General features: G+C 72.3%; 15 protein-coding genes and 1 pseudogene. 10 read left to right on the plus strand and 6 right to left on the minus strand.

The genetic code is table 11. The features are described from left to right. Positions 1-35 precede the first annotated feature (35 nt). Both ABD292_RS27430 and ABD292_RS27435 read left to right on the plus strand, forming a co-directional pair. The gene (locus ABD292_RS27430; protein WP_344212165.1) at positions 36-608 is read left to right on the plus strand and encodes a TetR/AcrR family transcriptional regulator; all 573 of its coding nucleotides are present in this window, start codon (positions 36-38) and stop codon (positions 606-608) included. 51 nt (positions 609-659) lie between these two features. Next, on the plus strand, positions 660-1862 hold the full coding sequence (locus ABD292_RS27435) for a Cmx/CmrA family chloramphenicol efflux MFS transporter (RefSeq protein ID WP_344212167.1): 1203 nt from the start codon (positions 660-662) through the stop codon (positions 1860-1862). A 22-nt stretch (positions 1863-1884) separates the two neighbouring features. Here ABD292_RS27435 and ABD292_RS27440 read toward each other — a convergent pair. Then, positions 1885-3097, minus strand: a pseudogene (locus ABD292_RS27440) (RNA-guided endonuclease InsQ/TnpB family protein); the annotation flags it as partial. A 157-nt stretch (positions 3098-3254) separates the two neighbouring features. Between ABD292_RS27440 and ABD292_RS27445 the strand changes: the two are divergent. Continuing rightward, positions 3255-4067 (plus strand): MOSC domain-containing protein, encoded by an 813-nt coding sequence (locus ABD292_RS27445; protein WP_344212169.1) that lies wholly within the window; start codon positions 3255-3257, stop codon positions 4065-4067. 104 nt (positions 4068-4171) lie between these two features. Beyond that, positions 4172-5434, plus strand: a complete 1263-nt coding sequence (locus ABD292_RS27450) for an MFS transporter (protein WP_344212171.1) — start codon at positions 4172-4174, stop codon at positions 5432-5434. Between the two features lie 27 nt (positions 5435-5461). Here ABD292_RS27450 and ABD292_RS27455 read toward each other — a convergent pair whose 3' ends face one another. Continuing rightward, positions 5462-7030: a bifunctional 3'-5' exonuclease/DNA polymerase gene (locus ABD292_RS27455; RefSeq protein WP_425565173.1), complete on the minus strand. Its 1569-nt coding sequence runs from the start codon at positions 7028-7030 to the stop codon at positions 5462-5464. Between the two features lie 21 nt (positions 7031-7051). Next, positions 7052-8458, minus strand: a complete 1407-nt coding sequence (locus tag ABD292_RS27460; protein ID WP_344212173.1) for a metallophosphoesterase family protein — start codon at positions 8456-8458, stop codon at positions 7052-7054. Between the two features lie 211 nt (positions 8459-8669). On the opposite strand from ABD292_RS27460, the gene ABD292_RS27465 reads away from it, so the two are divergent. Beyond that, complete coding sequence (locus ABD292_RS27465) at positions 8670-9083, plus strand: hypothetical protein (protein ID WP_344212175.1); 414 nt, start codon at positions 8670-8672, stop codon at positions 9081-9083. 90 nt (positions 9084-9173) lie between these two features. Here ABD292_RS27465 and ABD292_RS27470 read toward each other — a convergent pair whose 3' ends face one another. After that, positions 9174-10742 (minus strand): FAD-binding oxidoreductase, encoded by a 1569-nt coding sequence (locus tag ABD292_RS27470; RefSeq protein ID WP_344212809.1) that lies wholly within the window; start codon positions 10740-10742, stop codon positions 9174-9176. A gap of 31 nt (positions 10743-10773) precedes the next feature. On the opposite strand from ABD292_RS27470, the gene ABD292_RS27475 reads away from it, so the two are divergent. From ABD292_RS27475 to ABD292_RS27495, 5 genes are all read left to right on the plus strand, one after another. After that, positions 10774-11313, plus strand: a complete 540-nt coding sequence (locus ABD292_RS27475; protein ID WP_344212177.1) for a TetR/AcrR family transcriptional regulator — start codon at positions 10774-10776, stop codon at positions 11311-11313. Next, positions 11276-12811 carry a glycerol-3-phosphate dehydrogenase/oxidase gene (locus ABD292_RS27480; protein WP_344212179.1) on the plus strand — a complete coding sequence of 512 codons (1536 nt, stop codon included), beginning with the start codon at positions 11276-11278 and terminating at the stop codon, positions 12809-12811. The genes ABD292_RS27475 and ABD292_RS27480 overlap by 38 nt, the downstream gene beginning before the upstream one ends. A 104-nt stretch (positions 12812-12915) precedes the next feature. Next, positions 12916-13800, plus strand: coding sequence for a sucrase ferredoxin (locus tag ABD292_RS27485; RefSeq protein WP_344212181.1), 885 nt, complete (start codon positions 12916-12918; stop codon positions 13798-13800). Positions 13801-13900: 100 nt separating this feature from the next. Continuing rightward, positions 13901-14212, plus strand: coding sequence for a WhiB family transcriptional regulator (locus ABD292_RS27490; RefSeq protein WP_080036407.1), 312 nt, complete (start codon positions 13901-13903; stop codon positions 14210-14212). A 371-nt stretch (positions 14213-14583) separates the two neighbouring features. Then, a complete protein-coding gene (locus tag ABD292_RS27495; protein WP_344212811.1) occupies positions 14584-15108 on the plus strand; it encodes a maleylpyruvate isomerase N-terminal domain-containing protein in 525 nt (174 codons plus the stop codon). A 34-nt stretch (positions 15109-15142) separates the two neighbouring features. Here the strand turns inward: ABD292_RS27495 and ABD292_RS27500 are convergent, their stop codons facing one another. Both ABD292_RS27500 and ABD292_RS27505 read right to left on the minus strand, forming a co-directional pair. After that, complete coding sequence (locus ABD292_RS27500) at positions 15143-15376, minus strand: DUF397 domain-containing protein (RefSeq protein WP_091082158.1); 234 nt, start codon at positions 15374-15376, stop codon at positions 15143-15145. 134 nt (positions 15377-15510) lie between these two features. Continuing rightward, the gene (locus ABD292_RS27505; RefSeq protein ID WP_344212186.1) at positions 15511-16389 is read right to left on the minus strand and encodes a helix-turn-helix domain-containing protein; all 879 of its coding nucleotides are present in this window, start codon (positions 16387-16389) and stop codon (positions 15511-15513) included. Positions 16390-16409: the final 20 nt, after the last annotated feature.

Below are 16409 nucleotides of genomic sequence, written 5' to 3' on the forward strand. Positions count from 1 at the left end.
CACTGACCGTTCCAGAACGTGCTAGCGTGGCCGCCATGGCACGACCGAGGACGTTCGACGAGGAGGCCGCCGTCGAGGCGGCGATGCGCGCGTTCTGGCGGGCGGGTTACGAGGCCACCTCGACGCAGGACCTCTGCGCGGCCACGGGGCTCGGGCGCAGCAGCGTCTACAACACCTTCGCCGGCAAGCACGACCTGTTCCGCAGGGCGCTGCGCCGCTACATGGACCAGCGCGACGCCGCGCTCATCGAGCTGATGGACGGCGAGCTGCCGATCAGGGAGAAGGTGGCCACGGTGCTGGGCTGGGCGGTCGCGCCCGACCCCGACGACCCGGACGGCTGCCTCGTGGTCAACTCGATGATCGAGCTGGGGCCGCGCGACGCGGAGGTCGCCGAGATGCTGCGGCGCGACACCGAGCTGCGGGTGGGGATCATGCGCGCGGCGTTCGAGCACGCCAGGGCGCGGGGCGAGCTCGCGCCGGACAAGGATCCGCTGGAGCTCGCCAGGTTCGTGACCGCCACCGTCTCCGGGCTGCGCGTGCTGGGGCGCGGCGGGGCCGACCGGGCCGCGCTGGAATCCGTCGTGCGGACCGCGCTGGGCGTGCTCTGATTTTTCGTGCCCGAATTTTGGACTGAACGATCTAAAAGGAAGGAGACCGCCGTGCCCTTGGCGGTTTACGTACTGGGCCTGTCGATCTTCGCGCAGGGCACCTCGGAGCTGATGCTGGCCGGGCTGCTGCCCGAGCTGGCCGCCGACCTCGGGGTGTCCGTGCCGCGGGCCGGGCTGCTGATCTCGGCGTTCGCGATGGGGATGCTGGTGGGCGCCCCGGTGCTGGCCGTGGTGACGCTGCGCTGGCCCCGCCGTACGGCGTTGCTGACGTTCCTGGTGATCTTCGCGCTCTCCCACGTGGTCGGCGCGCTGACCAGCGACTACACCACCCTCTTCGTCACCAGGGTGGCCGGCGCGTTCGTGTACGCCGGGTTCTGGGCCGTGGCGGCGGGCACCGTCATCGGCCTCGTGCCCGCCGGAGCCCGCGGCCGGGCCATGAGCGTGCTCGCGGGCGGGCTGACCGTCGCGACCGTGCTCGGGCTGTCCCTGGGCACCGTGCTCGGGCAGCATCTCGGCTGGCGGGCGGCGTTCTGGGCGGTGGCCGCGATGACGCTGCTCGCGGGCGTGGGCGTGCTCACCACCATCCCGGGCGGCGGCGGGCGCGGTGACTCGGCGCCGCGGGTCGGGGCGGAGCTGCGCGCGCTGGTCAACCCCCGGCTCTGGCTCGCGTACGGCACCACCGCGCTCGCCACCGCCGCGCTGCTGGCCACCTTCAGCTACCTGAGCGCGCTGCTCACCGTCACCACCGGGCTGGCCCCCGCCTGGGTGCCCGCCGTGCTGGCCGGATACGGACTCGGGGCGCTCGCCGGCATCACGGCCGGCGGCAGGACCGCCGACGCCCGGCCGTTCCCGACCCTGTTCGTCGGCGTCGCGGGCGTGATCGTCGTCTCGGCGGCGCTGGCCCTGGCCGCCCCGGTCCCGGTGCTCGCCGTCGTGCTGGTGGTCCTGCTCGGCGGGTTCGGCTTCGCCACCAACCCGGCGCTCAACACCCGCGCCTTCGCGCTGGCTGAGGGCGCGCCGACGCTCGCCGCCGCGGGCAACGTCGCCGCCTTCAACGCCGGCATCACGATCGGCCCCTGGCTGGGCGGCCTGGTCATCGACGCGGGCCTCGGCTACCCGTCGGTCTCGTGGCTCGGCGCGGCGATCGGCCTCGCGGCCCTCGCCGCGGTCGCGCTGGCGGCGCGCCTGTCCCGCGGAGAGGCTTCCGCGACCCAGGACCGGGCCGTGCCCGGTGCGGTACGGTCAGCGCTTTGACATCCTCCCCCTCGTGAACGAGGGGGATTCCGACCGTCGCCGGTCGGCCTTCCTGCTTCACCGCCGGTCGCCCGCCGCGAGAGGAGGACTCCCGCTTGAGGTCTTACACCAGCTCCACAGGCGTTTCAGCTCTCCGCCAGCCCGGCGGCGAGCAGCATGTTCTGAGCCGCGTTCACCTCCCGGTCATGAACCGCACCGCACGCACAGACCCACTCACGGACGCTCAACGGCATCTGCCCTTGCAGCGCTCCGCAGAGCGAGCACAACTTGGAGGAGGGAAAAAAGCGGTCTGCCACCGCCAGCGTGCGGCGGTACCAGTCGGATTTGTACTCCAGCATGCGCCGCAGCTCCCGCCAGCCGGCGTCGGAGATGGCGCGGGCCAGCGTGTGGTTCTTGAGCAGGTTGCGGACGGCCAGGTCTTCCACGGCGATCACTTGATTCTCGCGTACCAGCCGGGTGGTGACCTTGTGCAGGTAGTCGCGCCTGCGGTCGGCGATCCGGGCGTGCACCCGCGCCACCTTCAGTCGGGCCTTGGCCCGGTTCTTCGACCCCTTCTTTTTACGGGCCAGGGCCCGCTGTGCCTTGGCCAGCCTGCGCCGCTCACGACGCTCATGACGCGGATTGGCGATCTTCTCACCGCACGACAGCGTGAGCAGCGCGGTCAGGCCCGCGTCCAGGCCCGTCGACCGCTCAGCCGGCGGCAACGGCGCGATCTTCTCCTCCACCAGTAGGGACACGAACCACCGCCCGGCCGCGTCCCTGGACACGGTCACCGTCGACGGTTCGGCCCCCTCGGGCAGCGGACGCGACCACACGATATCCAGCGGCGCGCCCATCTTCGCCAGGGTCAGCCGGCCATCCCGCCAGCGGAACGCCGAACGGGTGAATTCAGCCGACGCCCGCGACCGCTTCCTGCTCTTGAACGTCGGATACTTCGCGCGGCGGGCGAAGAAGTTCGCGAACGCTGCCTGCAGATGCCGCAGCGCCTGCTGCAACGGCACCGACGACACCTCACACAAGAACGCCAGCTCGGGCGTTCTCTTCCACGCGGTCAGCGCGGCCGACGACTCGCCGTAGGAGACGCCGCGGCCCTCCAGCCTGTAGGCGCGACTTCGCTCTTCGAGTGCTTTGTTGTAGACCAGGCGCACGCAGCCGAACGTCCGGACAAGCTGTTCGGCCTGCTCGGGGGTCGGATAGAAGCGGAACTTGTAGGCCCGCTTCACCAGCTGCGCCATTTTTCTATCCTAGGGGCGAGATCACTCGCGCACCGGACGATTCAAAGACGACGGTTCGCCTGGCGGCGCACCGCCTGCTCCTGCCCTGCTCCTGCCCTGCTCCGCAGGAGTCCGATTCCTCCCCTGCCTGAAGGCGGGGTCTCCTCGGAGGTATCTGATGAGACTGGCCAGCATCCACCGATACCCCATCAAATCGACTGCCGGGCACGACCTCACCGAGGCCGAGGTGCAGCCCTGGGGCCTGGCGGGCGACCGCCGCTACCTCATCATCGACGAGCGCGGCGACCTCCTCACCGCCCGCGACGAGCCGCAGCTGCTGTCCTGCGTGGCCCGGCTCGACGGCGACCGGCTCACCCTGACCGGGCCGCACGCCGATCCGTTCCCCGTGGTCCCCGAAGGCACGCTGTCCACCGTGGACGTGTGGGGCACCCCGGTGGAGCTGACCGACTGCGGCGACGCGGCCGCGCGCTGGCTGTCGGAGCTGGCCGGCCGGCCGGTCCGGCTCAAGTGGCTCGACGACCCCACGCGCCGCCGCATCGACCCGCCGTACGGGAGGCCGGGCGACAGCGTGAGCCTGGCCGACGGCGCCCCGCTGCTGCTCACCACGACCGCCTCGCTGGCGCGGCTCGACGAGTGGGTCGCGGAGGGCGCGCTGGAGCGCGGCGAGGAGCCGCCCGCGCCCCTGTCCATGCGCCGCTTCCGGCCGAGCGTGGTCGTGGACGGCGCGACGGCCTTCGCCGAGGACGAGTGGAAGCGGCTCAGGATCGGCGACGTGGCCTTCCGGGTCACCAAGGGCTGCGACCGCTGCGTGCTCACGACCATCGACCCGGAGACCCACGCGAAGGGCAAGGAGCCCATCCGCACGCTGTCCCGGCACCGCAAGTGGGACGGCAAGGTCTGGTTCGGCATCAACCTGATCCCGGACACGACCGGCAGGATCAAGGTGGGGGACGGCGTCACCGTCCTCTGAATGCTCCCGTTTTTCTGAAATATCGCAGAAAAAGGTCTTCCCAGGCGGAAAAGGGTTGCTGCCCTTCTTTGGGGTGTTGTTGAGGTACATGCGAGACTTCACACGTGACCAGCGCCCCCACCAAACCCACCCAATCCTCGCCTGACCGGATCCAGAGCATCCAACGCCGCACCTTGGGCGTGCTGTCGGCGGCCCAGATCATGGGCGGCGTGGGGGTCGCGGTCGGGCTCGCGCTCAGCTCGGTCGTCGTGGACGAGCTGTCGGGATCCACGGTGATCAGCGGCTTCGCGGGGACCGCGACCACGCTCGGCGCGGCGCTGCTGGCCCTGCCCACCGCCAAGGCCTCCGGCAGGGGCGGGCGCCGCGCGGGGCTCACCCTCGCGTACGCGGCCGCGCTCGCCGGCAGCGTGATCTCGGTGGCCGCCATCAGCCTGCGCACCTGGCCGCTGCTCCTCGCCGGGCTGGTGCTGGTGGGCGGCGGCAGCGCGGGCGGCCTGGCGGCGCGCTACTCGGCCACCGACCTGTCGCCGAAGGGCCGCTCGGCCCGGCACCTGTCGCTGGTCGTCTGGGCCGCGACCATCGGCTCCGTGGCCGGCCCCAACCTGGCCGAGCCCGCCGACCTGATCGGCACCCGGCTGGGGCTGGTGCACAAGGCGGGCCCGTTCGCGTTCGCGGCGCTCGCCTTCACCCTGGCGATGATCATCATCCTGGGCCTGCTGCGCCCCGACCCGCTCCGGCTGGCCCGCCGCCTGGACGGCACGGCCGAGGACGGACCCGCCGGGAACCGGACGATCCGCACCGCCTGGGACACCCTGCGCACCACCCCGGCGGCCCGCCGCGCCCTGGTCATGATCGCGGTGAGCCACACGGCCATGGTGTCGGTCATGTCGATGACCCCGGTCAAGCTCCACCACGACGGCTCCACGCTGGACGTCATCGGCCTGGTGATCAGCCTGCACATCGCCGGGATGTACATGCTCTCGCCGCTCGTCGGCTGGCTGGCGGACAAGGCGGGCAAGGTGCCCGTGCTGCTGCTCGGCTCGGCGCTGCTGGTGACCGCCGCCGCGCTCGCCGGCACCGCCGGGCACCGGGTCGGGCAGGTGACGGCGGCGTTGTTCCTGCTCGGCCTCGGCTGGTCGTGCGGGCTGGTCGCCGGCTCGGCGCTGGTCACCGAGTCGGTGCCGATCGAGCGCCGCCCCTCTGTCCAGGGACTGTCCGACCTGATCATGAACGTCTGCGGCGCGACCGGCACGATCGTCGCGGGCGCGATCGTCGGCGTGCTGTCCTACGGCGTCCTGGGGCTGGCCGTCGGCGTCATGGTCGCCCTCGCCGGGCTCTGGCTCCTCGCGGTGCGCTCCCGGCCATGACCGGGATCACTTCGCGTCGCGTAAGGCTCATTTGGCATCGCCGTAGCAGGTGACGGCCACCGCCTCCATGGGGAAGCGGACCGGGGTGTCGCCGAACAGCAGGCGGGTGGCCTCGGCGGCGGCCGCCTGCACCGCCGCGACCGCCTCGTCGGCCTGCTCGCGCGGGCAGTGCACCATCACCTCGTCGTGCTGGAAGAACACCAGCCTGGCCGGCTCGGGCAGCAGCCCCCGCAGCACCGCGAGCAGCGCGAGCGCCCACTCCGCCGCGGTGCCCTGCACCACGAAGTTGCGGGTGAAGCGGCCCCGGTCGCGGGCCGCGCGCCCGCCCTCGGGCCCCGACACGAGCTCGCGCCAGCGCGCCGATGGCGGCGGGCTGGTGCGGCCCAGCCACGAGCGCACCAGCCGGCCCTCCTCCCCCGCCTTGGCGGCGTCCTCCACGAACTGGTAGGCCTTCGGGAAGCGCTGCCGCATCACGGGCAGCAGCTTGGAGGCGTCGCCGCTGGTGCCGCCGTACATCGCCGACAGCATGGCGATCTTCGCGTGGTCGCGCTGCCCGCCGAAGGACGTGGCGAGCGCCGAGTAGAGGTCGATCTCGCCGGCCGCCCTCGCCAGCCCGACGTCACCGGCCATGGCGGCGAGCACCCGGGGTTCGAGCTGGGCGGCGTCGGCCACGACCAGCGTCCAGCCCTCGTCGGCCACCACCACGCGGCGCATGACCTTGGGGATCTGCAGCGCGCCGCCGCCGCTGGTGGCCCACCGCCCGGAGACCACGCCGCCCACCACGTATTCGGGGCGGAACCGCCCGCCGCGCACCCACTGGTCGGCCCACGCCCACCCGTGCGCGCTGAACAGCCTGGCCAGCTCCTTGTAGGCCAGCAGCGGCGCCACGGCGGGATGCTCGACCCGCTTGAGCTCCCACGACCGGGTGCTCTTGAGCTCGACCCCCGCGTCCTTGAACGCCTTGACGAGCTGGCGCACCGAGTCGGGGTTGACCGGGCGGCCGAACGCCGCGGCCACCTCGTCGGCCAGCGCCTGCAGCCTGGCCGGCCGCATGCCGTGCACGGGACGCGGCCCGAGCAGGCCGGTCAGCAGCTCGTCGTGCAAGTCCTTGCGCCACGGCATGCCCTCGTGCGTCATCTCGGCGGCGACCAGCGCGCCCGCGGACTCGGCGGCCACCAGCAGCCGGAACCTGCCCGGCTCGGGCAGCGCCGCGACGCGCCGGAGCTGGTCGGCCAGCACCTCGGCCACCGCCTCCGCCGCCATCGGCTCGGGCGCGAACAGCGTGCCCGGCGGGCTCGGCGCCTCCTCCGGCACGGGCAGCCCGCGCAGCCGCGCGTGGGCGGCCCGCGCCGTGCGGCTCTCGCCGTGGCGGCCCTGGTACGCCAGCAGCAGGCCCTCGGTGAGCGCGAGGTCGTGGCAGCGGCCGACCCGCACCCCTGACTCCAGCAGCGCCGGATAGCTCTCGCGCGTGTCGGCCCACACCCACCGGGACCGCTCGGCCGCCTCGATCTCCCGCACGGCCGCGGCCAGGTCGGCGGGACGGCTCACCTCGCCCCCGACCGGGAGCACCGTCTCTCCGGCGACCACCACGTACACGTGCTCAAGGGTGCCAAACGGCTACGACAGACTGATGCGCACCTCGTCCTCGACGGGCGGCTCCAGCTCCTGGTCGAGGCAGCCGGTGACGGCGAAGCAGCGCAGCGTCAGCTCCTGCGGCGTCACCGAGGCGTGCAGGAAGTGCTTGAAGAACGGCGGCGCGTCCCAGTCGGACAGCTCCGACAGGAAGCGGTGGTTGGTCTTGCCCACCGGCAGCCGCAGCGGCCACGGCCAGGCGCCGAGCAGCCGCGCCGCCCACCGCATCCGGCGGGTGACCTGGACCGGACCCTCGGGCGTGCGGGGCGGCTCGTTGCCGATGCGCTCCGCCGAGATGCACACGGCCTCCCGCGGCCGCAGGTAGAGCCACCTCATCCGGAGCCGGCGGGCGTAGAGGTGGCTGTAGTACGACAGCGAGTCGCCGCGCAGCGGGTAGCACTTGAAGTCGTCCTCGGCCACCCCGGCCACGTCGACCCGGTCGATGGTGTGCGTGGCGTGCATGAACGCGCCGCCGCCGCCGGAGACGACGTACTGGATGACCCGGTCGCCCACCCGGACCGGGTAGCGCTGGTAGTTGTGCACGTCGCCGCCGATGGCCGCGACGTAGCGGTGGGCCGGGTCGCGCACGATGTCGTCGATCGTGCCGCCGCCCTCCAGCGCCGACGGTTTGTACGCGTTGTTGACGTAGATCGGCTTGCCGGTCACCAGGATCTTGGGGCGCGGGTCGAGCGAGACCCGGCGCAGCCAGGCGGTCTGGCCCTCGTCGATGACGTTCTTGATGCCGGTGTCCACGCCGACGATGAGCAGGCTGTCGGTCTCGATCGCCCAGTAGGGCCCCGGCTGGGCTCCCTGCTGGGACGGCCGGCCGCGCAGCGCGCGGGACTCCTTCAGCAGGGCCTCGTCGATGGTCTCCGGCTTGCGCCAGAGCAGCCCGCGCAGGCCGCGGTCCGGCTTGGGCTTGAGGGCCGGCGCGTCGCAGAAGACGCGCATGAAGCCGCCGAGGCCGTCGTACCAGTCGTGGTTGCCGGGGATCGCGTAGATGGGGGCGTCGTAGTCCTTGTACGGGCGGAAGAATTTGGGGCCGTACTCGTTGCCGGATCCGGTCGGATAGATCACGTCGCTGGCGATGACGGCGAAAGCGGTGCCGGCGCCCACTTTCAGCATCGGGGGGACGACGGCGTACTGGGAGGCGTCGCCCTCGCCGGTGTCACCCAGCAGGAGGAAATCGAAATTTCCCTTTACTGGCGGCCTGATGCGAAATTCCGGATCGACCCCGCGAACTTCCTGTTCCGCCACCCACCGCGCCCGCACCTCGCCCGACGGATCCCCGAACAGCCCCGCCAGGATCTCGTTGCGCGAGCGCCACAATGTTCTCGCGTTGAGCCAGGTGAAACCCCGGTCATCCGGTCTTAACGCCGCGAATGTGCCCATCTGCGAGCAGGCCCATCCCGCTCCTTCCTCAGACTCCCGCGAAGAGAGCCTTTTTCCACGCTCGGCCGCCGCTTCCACCATGACCACATCTTTACCTCACTCCACCCTTCACGCATCATGGACGCTCTGTGCCGTGAAGAACACAGAAGGTTCACAATGGTGTACCCTCACCCCCCAAGCAAGCGGTTGGGACCACCGAGGGGAGGCTCCCATGACGCGTAACGGCCCGGACGACGCGACCCGGAGGGGAACCGCGGAGACGGCCGAGATCGAGGGCCTGCTCGCCCTCGCCGCCACCCGCCCCAAGTGGGGCAGGGCGGCACTGAACGTCATGAGCGAGGCGATCGCCAAGTGCAGGGTCCTCCGGCGCAGGTTCCCCGGCGAGCACGACGCGCTGCTCGCCCGCTGCCTCTGGACGGCGGCCCTGATGCTGCTCGACCGGCACCAGGCCGTCGAAGCCCTCCCGCTCGCCCAGGAGGCGGTGGCGCTCACGCGCGAACGCGGCGGCGCCCCCCTGGTGCAGGCGCTGCGCCACCTGGCGAGCGTCGAGGAGGCGCTCAACCGCTTCAGCGAGGCCGCCGCGACCCTGGAGGAGGCCGACCGCGACAACCGGCCGCCGGGCTGACGGCCTCCGCCGAACTGACGGCCTTCACCGGGCTGACGGCCTCCGCCGAACTGGCGGCCTGCGCCGGACTGACGCCTGCGGGCTGAGGGTCTACGGGCCGGCGACCAGCGCGCCCGGGTTGAGTATCCCGGCGGGGTCGAGGCGGGCCTTGACCGCCTGGAGCACGGCGACGCCCAGCGGCCCGATCTCGGCGGCGTAGGCGTCGCGGTGGTCGCGGCCGACCCCGTGGTGGTGGGAGATCGTGCCGCCGGTGGCCACGATGGCCGCGTTCACCTCGGTCTTGGCCCGCTCCCACTGCGCCACCGGGTCGCCGTCCTGGGGGGTGACGACGGTGAAGTAGAGGGAGGCGCCGGTCTCGTACACGTGCGAGATGTGGCACATCACCAGCGGCGAGCCGAGCGCGCCGAGCAGCGCGAGCCGGACCGCGTCGTAGAGCCGGGGCAGGTCCGCCCAGAACCCGGCGGTCTCCAGCGTCTCGACGGTGGCCCCGGCGGCGAGCAGCGAGTCCCGCAGGTACGGCGCGGAGAAGCGCCCGTGCTCCCACGCCCGCCCGGGCTCCTCCCCCAGCGGCTCGCCGCCGAGCCGGGCCAGCACGGCCCCCGCGGCCTCCCGCCGCGCGGACACCGACGCGCCCTCGTAGCCCGCGACCAGCAGGCACCCGCCCGAGCCGCCCGAGCCGATCGCGTCCGGCTTGGCCAGCCCGATCATCGTCTCGGTCTCGTCCGACAGCCGCAGCACGGCAGGCGTCGGCCCCTCCTGGGCGAGCGCGCGCACGGCCGCCGACCCGGCCGTCCAGTCCGGGAAGCGCCAGCCCTCGTAGACCCGCTCGGCGGGGGCTCTGCGCACGCGCAGCCGCAGCGCGGTGATGACGCCGAACGCGCCTTCCGAGCCGAGCACGAGCTGGCGCAGGTCGGGGCCGGCCGCCGACTTGGGCGCGCGGCCGAGTTCGAGCGTGCCGGAGGGCGTGGCCAGGGTGAGGCCGACCACCATGTCGTCGAAGCGGCCGTAGCCGGCGGAGGCCTGGCCGCTGGAGCGGGCCGCGGCGAAGCCGCCGAGCGTGGCGTACTCGAAGGACTGGGGGAAGTGGCCGAGGGTCAGCCCGTGCGCGGCGAGCAGCCGCTCGGCGTCGGGGGCGCGCACGCCCGGCTCGAACTCGGCGGTCATCGACTCGGCGTCCACCGAGCGCAGCCGGTCGAGCCGTGTCAGGTCGAGCGCGATCACGCCGGCGAAGCCGTCGCGGGCGCTCGCGGCGAGCCCGCCCACCACCGAGGTGCCGCCGCCGAAGGGCACGACCGCGACGCGCTCGCGGGCGCAGAGGGCGAGCAGGGCGGCGACCTCCTCGTGCGAGCCGGGCAGCACCACGGCGTCGGGCGCGTCGGAGCCGTCGCCGGCCCGAATACGCAGCAGGTCGGGGGTGGACTTGCCGCGCGTGTGGCGGACCCGCTCCTCGTGCCCGGTCCGTACGTGCTCCGCCCCCACGACCCCGGCCAGCGCCTCCAGCTGGGCCGGGGTGAGGGCGACCGGCGGCAGGCGTACCGACTCCAGGGCGGCGGCCGGCGCGTCGGGGGCCCGCACGCCCAGGAGGTCGCGCAGCAGCCCGCGCACCTGTTCGGGCAGCTCGCGGGCCTTGGCGGGGTCGCCCCAGCCGCACCACAGCATCGGTTCTCGGGTCATGCGTACACTGTGACATATGACGGCTATTCGTCACAATGACGGCGTTCTGGACGCGGCCCGCGACTGCGTGCTGGCCTACGGCGTCCGCAGGACGACGCTCACGGACGTGGCGCGGCGGGCCGGCGTGTCCCGGATGACGCTCTACCGCCGCTGGCCCGACGTGCGCACCCTGGTCGCCGACCTCATGACGCGGGAGTGGGTGCGGGTGCTGTCCGGGCTCGACCTCGGCGACCCGGTCCCGGCGGTCGTCGCGGGCGTACGGAGCCTGCGCGACCACCCCCTCTGGCGCAAGATCGTCGAGGCGGACCCCGACCTGCTGCTCCCCTACCTGCTCGACCGGCGCGGCGCCACCCACGAGGCCGTGCTGGAGCTGCTGGAGCCCGCCGTCGGCGACCCGGCCAGGGCGCGGGCCGTGCTGCTGGTGGCCCAGTCGTTCCTGCTGTCGGCGCCCACCATGCTCGACCCCGTCACCATGGACGAGCTCGACGCCGAGCTCGCCGCCCTGCTGGAGGCCTATCTTGGACAGTTCGCTCAACGCCGCCCGCCGCGCCCGTGAGCTGCGCAGGGTCGCCGAGGAACGGCTCGACGTGCTGGTGGTCGGGCTGGGCGCGACCGGTGCGGGAGCCGCGCTGGACGCCGCCGCCCGCGGCCTGCGCGTGGCCGCCATCGACGCGCACGACCTGGCGTTCGGCACCTCGCGGTGGAGCTCCAAGTTGATCCACGGCGGGCTGCGCTACCTGGCGAAGGGCCAGGTGGGCGTGGCGCACGAGAGCGCCGTCGAGCGCGGGATCCTGCTGCGCAGGACGGCTCCGCACCTGGTCAGGGCGCATCCGTACGCGCTGCCGCTGACCCCCGCCGTGTCACGGAAACAGGCCGCGCTGGTGATGTCCGGCTACCGGCTCGGCGACGCGCTGCGGGCCGCCGCCCGCACCCCGCGCCGCCTGCTGCCCGGCCCGTCCCGGCTGGACGCGGCGCGGGCGCACACGCTCGTCCCCGTCGCCCCCGCGGGGAGCCTGCGGGGCGCGCTGCTGTCCTGGGACGGCCGGCTGCTCGACGACGCCCGCCTGGTGGTGGCGATCGCGAGGACCGCCGCCGCGCGCGGGGCTCGCGTGCTGACCCGCTGCCGCGCCCTGCGGCTCACGCATTCGGGCGGCGGGATGACCGTCGCCGTGCGCGACGAGCTGACCGGCGAGGAGTTCGAGCTCCGCGCCCGCACGGTGATCAACGCCACCGGCGTGTGGGCCGGGACCCTGGACCCCCGCGTACGGCTGCGCCCGTCCCGTGGCACGCACCTCGTGCTGCGGCCGGGGACGCTGCCCGGCCTGATCGCCGGCGTGCATCTGCCCCTTCCGGGCGAGACCAACCGGTTCGCTGTGGTGCTCCCCCAGCACGACGGCCGCGTGTACGTCGGCCTCACCGACGAGCCCGTGGACGGGCCGGTGCCCGACGTGCCCGAGGCCCCCGAGGAGGACGTCACAGCGCTCCTGGAGGTGCTGAACGGGGTTCTCGAGACTCGGGTGGCCAGAGAGGCGGTCGCGGGCGCGTACGCGGGCCTGAGGCCGCTCCTGGCGGCCGGCGGCGCCGGGGACGACGCGGCGGACGGGCGCACGGCCGACCTGTCCCGGCGGCACGCGGTGCTGTCGGAAGGCGGCCTCGTCACCGTCGTCGGCGGAAAACTCACCACATACCGTCGTATGGCGGAGGACGCGGTTGATCGTGCGGTTACGTGCGGAAACCTGCGGGCAGGACGGAGCAGCACCCGGCGCATCCCGCTCGTGGGCGCGCAGCCCCTCGCGGCCGACGGCGTCCCCGCCCGGCTGACGGAGCGCTACGGCGGCGAGGCGGCCGCCGTCCACGAGCTCGTACGGGCGCACCCGGAGGAGGTCGGCCTCGGCATCACCGTGGGCGAGCTCCTGTGGTCCGTCCGCCACGAGGGCGCGCTCGACGCGAGCGACCTGCTGGACCGCCGGACCAGGATCGGCCTGGTCAAAGAGGACAGGGAGCGCGCTCTGCCCGCGACACGTGACGTGCTGGCGCGAATCCCCCACCTCTGATGTCGCCGATCCGTTAGGTTAGTCTTACCTAATTCACAGGCGAACGAGGAGGACCGGCGTTGGGGAAGGGCTGCGACCATCCGCTCGGGTGCCACAGCGGGGAGGTGCCGACTCTCGCCAGCGCCACCGTGGGCGCCCGGCTGTGGCTGCTCGTCGAGTATCCCGGCCCCTGGCCCTCCCACCTGGAAAGCTTCGAACTTCCTGAAGAAATCTCAGAACTCGTCCGCAGGGCGCTCGAACGCGGTATCAGGCCCCAGCTGATCCGCCGTCCAGGCCGCCGGACCCGCCCGCGGGAGCAGGGGATCCGTGTGCTACTCGCGTACGCGGCAGGAGAGCGTCCCTGGCTCGCGAGCGGCATCGTCGCAGGTCCCGAAGATCTTGACCTGGACGCGCTGGTGGCCGGAGTGGTCCCAGGGTCCTGCATACTGGAAGACGAGCCGGTATTTCTGGTCTGCACGCACGCCAAGCGCAATGTGTGCTGCGCCCGCATTGGACTACCCCTCGCTCGGTCCCTGGCCGAAAACTTGCCGGACAGAGTATGGGAAACGTCACACGTTGGCGGCGATCGCTACGCCGCCAACCTCGTGTGCTTGCCACACGGAATTTTCTACGGCAGCATGTCTCAGGCTGCTGCACTGGCAGCGGCTAACGCGTACCGGTCGGGCGAGGTCATCCTCGACCGCTACCGGGGACGCGCAGGCATCCCTGAGCCATTGCAAGCCGTCGAGCACTTCGCCCGAGCCCATACGGGAGAGTGCTCCGTCGGCGCGGTGGCCGTGGAATCCTCCAGGACGGACGGCGACGTCACCGAAGCCATCGTGCGGGTGCGCACGAAGCGGCACGGCGACGTACGGTTCCAGGTTGTGGTTGAGCCATCGGCGTTCACGACGCCGTGTGGTACGGCTTGCGCCGAGACGATCATGACCTACCGGCTGGTTTCGCTGGACAGGCTCACGCCTGTGCGGTACGCCACGCCCGCCCTCGCCTGATCAGGGAACATCACGGCTCCTCCTTGCGTTGGAACAGTGACGCCAAAAGCGTCCAATGCGGCTCAATTACCGAAATACCTCTCACGAAGGTGGTTTTCTCATGTCTCAGGTACGTCGGCAGCTCGCCCGCCCGCGCCCCAGCTGGGGTTGGCAGGATGATGCCGCGTGCCGGGGTGAGGACCTCGTGCTCTTCTTCGGCCCCGACGGAGAGCGGCAGCCCGAGCGTGACGTACGTGAGCGGAAGGCCAAGGCGATCTGCGCCCAGTGCCCCGTCCGCAACGAGTGCCTTGACTACGCGCTGTCCCGGCCGGAGAAGTACGGCACGTGGGGCGGTCTCAACGAGGACGAGCGCGCCAGCGAGCGTCGCCGTCGCATGCGCCGCGCGGCCAGCGCCGGCATCTCCGCGGCCTGACACCTCACCCGGCAGCAACGCCATCATCGCGTGATCACGTAGTTGTTCCGATGAACCGGAGCCTGGCGTCCCACGACCAGGCTCTGGCGAACCCGGTCGGGACAACTGCCTGATCAGGCGCACACGAACCACGAGGAACCCGACGCACGGCGGCCCCCACTAGCCGCCGGGCGCTCGGGTTCCTCTCGTTTTCCGCCTTCGACGAAGGTGACCCCTGATCGGGGGTCGCCGGCCGTGCGCGTTAGAGTGCCCGGCATGGCACGGACGAAGCGGACTCCGGTGACGGCCGACGACCTGCTGCGGGTCGTCCACCTGCCGTCGACCTGCTCGCCGGCGCGCCCGCGGGCGCGTGGGAGCGCAGGGCGGGCTCGCTGGAGTGGACGTGCCGCGAGACCGCCGACCACCTGGCCGACGACCTGTTCGCCTACGCCGCGCAGCTCGGCCCGCGACGTCCGCCGCTGGATGGCTATGTCCCCTTCGCGGTGAACGCCCGCCGGGAGGGCGCGCCCGTGGAGACCATCCGCACGCAGCCCGAGGCCGGGCCGGAAGGGCTGCTGCAGGTGGTGGAGGCGTGCGGCGCGCTGCTGGCCGCGATGGTGCGCACCGCGCCGCCGGACGTGCTCGCCCATCACGGGTTCGGCGACGCCGATCCCGAGGGCTTCGCCGCGATGGGGCTCGTGGAGACGCTCGTGCACACGTACGACCTGGCCGAGGGGCTCGGCCTGACGTGGGAACCACCCGCTGAGGTGTGCGCGCGGGTGCTCGCCCGGCTCTTCCCCGACGCCCCCGAGGACGTCGAGCCGTGGCCGGCGCTGCTGTGGGCGACGGGACGCGCCGAGCTTCCTGGGCGCCCGCGCCGCACGGAATGGCGCTGGTACAGCGCGCCCCGGGACTGACCGGCGGCCCCGGCCTCACACGATGAGCCCGGGCTCACACGATGAGGTCGTCGAACTCCCCGTCCTTGGCCCCGAGCACGAACGCGGCGATCTCCGCGGGGGTGTAGACCAGGGCCGGCCCTTCGGGGAAGCGCGAGTTGCGCATGGCGATCTCCCCGTTGGGCAAGGTCGCCACCTCGACGCAGTTGCCGTTGGGGTTGCTCCGCTTGCTCTTGCGCCAGACGACGGGAAGGCGGCCGGCGGGGGTTCCGTTCCGGAACTCGTGCATGGGGGCGGCTCCTCGCGATCTTACGGATGCACGTGCATCCGCGTTTGCGAAAGGACAATACGGCAGCACGAAGACCTCCATATACCGGACGACCAAAAATCCGGTATGGAGTGGATCACAGGGATATCAGCAGGTCATGAAATGAGACGTTCCAGGAAGCGGCGCGTCTCCCTGGGCGTCTCCGCCTGGACGCTGAGCCGGTCCATGACCTCCATGTAGTGGTCGGAGTCGGCAGGTTTGTCCAGGTAGAGGGCGCTGGTGAGCTGTTCCATGTAGACCACGTCGGGCAGCTCGCGCTCCGGGAAGCGCAGGATGCTGAACGGCCCGCCCGCCGCCGCGTGCCCGCCCCGGTCGAACGGCATGACCTGGACGGTGATGTTGCGCTCGGCCGTGACGTCCAGCAGGTGCGCGATCTGGGCCCGCATGATGTCGGGCCCGCCGAGCGTGCGCCGCACCACCGCCTCGTCGATGACGGCCCACAGGGTGAGGCCGCTCTCCAGCCGCCGCTGCCGCATGGTGCGCAGCGCGACCCTGCGGTCCAGCTCGGACCTCGTCGCCTTCTCGTGGGCGAGCTCGATGACCGCCCGCGCGTAGCCGGCCGTCTGCAGCAGGCCGGGGACGAACTGGTTCTCGTAGGTGCGGATGCTCGACGCGGCGCCCTCCAGGCCGATGTAGACCTCGAACCACGTCGGCAGCACGTCGCCGTACTTGTGCCACCAGCCCGGGGCGTTGGCCTGCTTGGCCAGGTCGAGGAGCTGCTGGCGCTCGCCGGGGTCGGTGACGCCGTACAGGGTGAGCAGGTCGGCCACGTCACGCTGCTTGAAGCTCACCTGACCGAGCTCCAGCCGGCTGATCTTGGCGTGAGAAGCGCGAATCGAGTATCCGGCGTCCTCCCGCGAGATACCCTTCTCCGTACGGAGCCGGCGAAGCTGGGTTCCGAGGAGGATCCGCAGCACCGTCGGGCTCCCCGGCGCATAGCTGAGAAGCTTCCCCTCCGCGCTCTCTGCGCTCACCGTACCGCTCCTAGATCATC

This window comes from Nonomuraea bangladeshensis, assembly GCF_039529455.1.
GTDB lineage: Bacteria > Actinomycetota > Actinomycetes > Streptosporangiales > Streptosporangiaceae > Nonomuraea > Nonomuraea bangladeshensis.

Excerpts from the sequence above, each read along its gene's own strand:
- ABD292_RS27445 (WP_344212169.1), top strand. The coding sequence starts at position 3,255 with ATGAGACTGGCCAGCATCCACCGATACCCCATCAAATCGACTGCCGGG.
- ABD292_RS27465 (WP_344212175.1), top strand. The coding sequence starts at position 8,670 with ATGACGCGTAACGGCCCGGACGACGCGACCCGGAGGGGAACCGCGGAG.
- ABD292_RS27490 (WP_080036407.1), top strand. The coding sequence starts at position 13,901 with ATGTCTCAGGTACGTCGGCAGCTCGCCCGCCCGCGCCCCAGCTGGGGT.
- ABD292_RS27475 (WP_344212177.1), top strand. The coding sequence starts at position 10,774 with ATGACGGCTATTCGTCACAATGACGGCGTTCTGGACGCGGCCCGCGAC.
- ABD292_RS27470 (WP_344212809.1), bottom strand. The coding sequence starts at position 10,742 with ATGCTGTGGTGCGGCTGGGGCGACCCCGCCAAGGCCCGCGAGCTGCCC.
- ABD292_RS27500 (WP_091082158.1), bottom strand. The coding sequence starts at position 15,376 with ATGCACGAGTTCCGGAACGGAACCCCCGCCGGCCGCCTTCCCGTCGTC.
- ABD292_RS27460 (WP_344212173.1), bottom strand. The coding sequence starts at position 8,458 with ATGGGCACATTCGCGGCGTTAAGACCGGATGACCGGGGTTTCACCTGG.
- ABD292_RS27430 (WP_344212165.1), top strand. The coding sequence starts at position 36 with ATGGCACGACCGAGGACGTTCGACGAGGAGGCCGCCGTCGAGGCGGCG.